This is a genomic window from Micromonospora parastrephiae (assembly GCF_016802865.1).
Lineage (GTDB): Bacteria > Actinomycetota > Actinomycetes > Mycobacteriales > Micromonosporaceae > Micromonospora > Micromonospora parastrephiae.
In genome coordinates, this window is sequence record NZ_JAEVHM010000366.1 from 1 (window position 1) to 2,366 (window position 2,366).

Sequence of the window (2,366 nt, forward strand, 5' to 3'; positions counted from 1 at the left end):
CCCCGCCCAGGGGCACAGCGCCATCGGCCCCGCCCAGGGGCACAGCGCCATCGGCCCCGCCCAGGGGCACAGCGCCATCGGCCCCGAGCGGCGGCGCGACTCGCGCCGCGGTCGACGGTGACGTACCGGCCTCGACGGTCGGGTGTCGCTGGCCGTGGCCGGATCCGGCCGTTCCAGGAGGGACGGCACAGCGCCATCGGCCCCGCCCAGGGGCACAGCGCCATCGGCCCCGCCCAGGGGCACAGCGCCATCGGCCCCGCCCAGGGGCACAGCGCCATCGGCCCCGAGCGGCGGCGCGATCGCGCCGCGGTCGACCGGTGACGTACCGGCCTCGACGGTGGGTGTGCTGGCCGTGGCCGGATCCGGCCGTTCCAGGAGGGCCGCGAGTCGGCGCAGGCCCCGATGGGCGGCGGTCCGGACGGCACCGGCACGGCGACCGAGCACCTGACCGGCGGATTCCGCGTCCAGGCCGATCACCGCTCGCAGCAGGACGGCCTCCGCCTCGCGGGGCGGCAGGGTGGCGATCAACGCCAGGGCGGCCTCGGTGCCGATCGTCTCGCCGGCCCGCTCGGCGGTGTCCGCGTCGCCGGCCAGATCGGCGAGCGCCTGCACCGGAACCGGCAGCGACGGTCGGCGGCGCAGCTTCCGCAGGTGGTCCATCGCCCGGTTGCGGGCGATGGTGACGGTCCAGGCCCGGAACTCACCGCCGGTGAAGCTGGGCAGGTCGCGTGAGATCTGCAGCCAGGTCTCCGACGCGACGTCCTCGGCGTCCGCGCCGACCAGGGCGGTCAGATAGCGCAGCAGACCGGGCTGGAGGCTGCGGTAGAGGAAGCGGAACGCGTCCTCGTCGCCGGCCTTGGCCGCGGTGACCGCCTCGGTCAGTTCGGTGGTCATCGGTGACCCGCGGATCGCCCGGGGCGCTTCGACCCGATCCGCCGAACCGCGGCACCCGATGTGGCGCGACGCGTCGGCCCGACCAGCCCCCGCACCCGCACCGCCTTCCACCGATTCTGATCACGCCGACGACCGGGGTGGCCGCAGCGGAGGTCGGGGCCAGCGCGAAGACGGTCGGCTCTCGACGCGTCACGCGCCGTAGCCACCGGGCGGGCCCGAGCCGCGCTAACGCTAGGAGCGGACCAACCGGGCGACAAGTCGGCACCGTGTCACGGAAGAGTGACAATTATCTACCCGGGTGCTCGGCGCGTTCCCGTAACGCGTGGTGGTCGGGGAACGCTTACCGCGCCCGCGAATGGATAATTGAGTCCTCGGGAAGACCCTGTCGCGCATGTGTCGGCTTTCGTCACAGCTCGCAGGTGGACCGTCACAGAGCGACAACGTCCGTGGAGGTCAGACCGGAGGGACCGGCGGGACGGGCCGTCCGACGGGTCAGCCGCAGCGCGCCGTTCCGCGCCACTCTAGGTACGGTAAGGCTGTGTTGTCATCGGAGGTCGTGCTCAGCGGTCGGTACCGCCTGGACGAACGTGTCGCCACCGGCGGCATGGGCGACGTCTGGCGTGCCTCGGACCTGGTCCTGGGCCGGCAGGTCGCGGTCAAGGTCCTGCTGCCGGCGCTGGTCTCCGACCCCGACTTCATCGCCCGGTTCCGGGCCGAGGCGCGGATCATGGCGGCCCTGCGGCACCCCGGCATCGTGCAGGTCTACGACTGCGGCGAGGACGACCTGCCCGACGGAGGTCGGGCCGACTACCTGGTGATGGAGTTCGTCGAGGGCGAACCGCTGTCCAAGCGGATCGAAGCGGCCGGCCGGCTCGACGTGTCCGAGACGATGTCGATCGTTTCCCAGGCGGCCCATGCGCTGAACGCGGCGCACCGCGGCGGCATCGTGCACCGCGACGTCAAGCCCAGCAACCTGCTGGTGCAGGAGGACGGCACCGTCGTCCTGGTCGACTTCGGCGTCGCCCGCTCGACCAACGTCACCAGCATCACCAGCACCAACGCGGTGCCCGGCACCGCCCTCTACATGGCGCCCGAGCAGGCCGCCGGTCGGCCGGTCAGCGGCGCCACCGACATCTACGCCCTGGGCGCCGTCGCCTACTGCTGCCTCACCGGCGGTCCACCGTTCACCGGCGACAACCCGCTCCAGGTCGCCGTCCGGCACCTGGACGACGAGCCGCCGGAGCTGCCACACGAGATCCCGGAGGCGGTCCGCGCCCTGGTCTCGCGGGCACTGGCCAAGGATCCACTCGACCGCTTCAGCAGTGGCGCGGCGATGGCGGAGGCGGCCCGGACTGCGGTGACCGGCGGTGAACCGCCCCACCGCGACTCGGCGAGTCCGTTCCGCTGCGCCGACGCCGGGCCGGGCACCCGCACCGACGTGCCGCTCGGCGCGGCCGTCGCCCCGGCCGGCG

2 protein-coding genes are annotated in these 2,366 nt (G+C 73.7%); one reads left to right on the forward strand and one right to left on the reverse strand.

The window, feature by feature from the left end; translation table 11 throughout:
* The coding region (locus JNW91_RS34135; RefSeq protein WP_407664416.1) for an RNA polymerase sigma factor at positions 1 to 894 on the reverse strand (894 nt) is incomplete at its 3' end.
* Between the two features lie 538 nt (positions 895 to 1,432).
* On the opposite strand from JNW91_RS34135, the gene JNW91_RS31015 reads away from it, so the two are divergent.
* A partial coding sequence (locus tag JNW91_RS31015; RefSeq protein WP_203179007.1) for a serine/threonine-protein kinase occupies positions 1,433 to 2,366 on the forward strand: 934 nt, incomplete at its 3' end.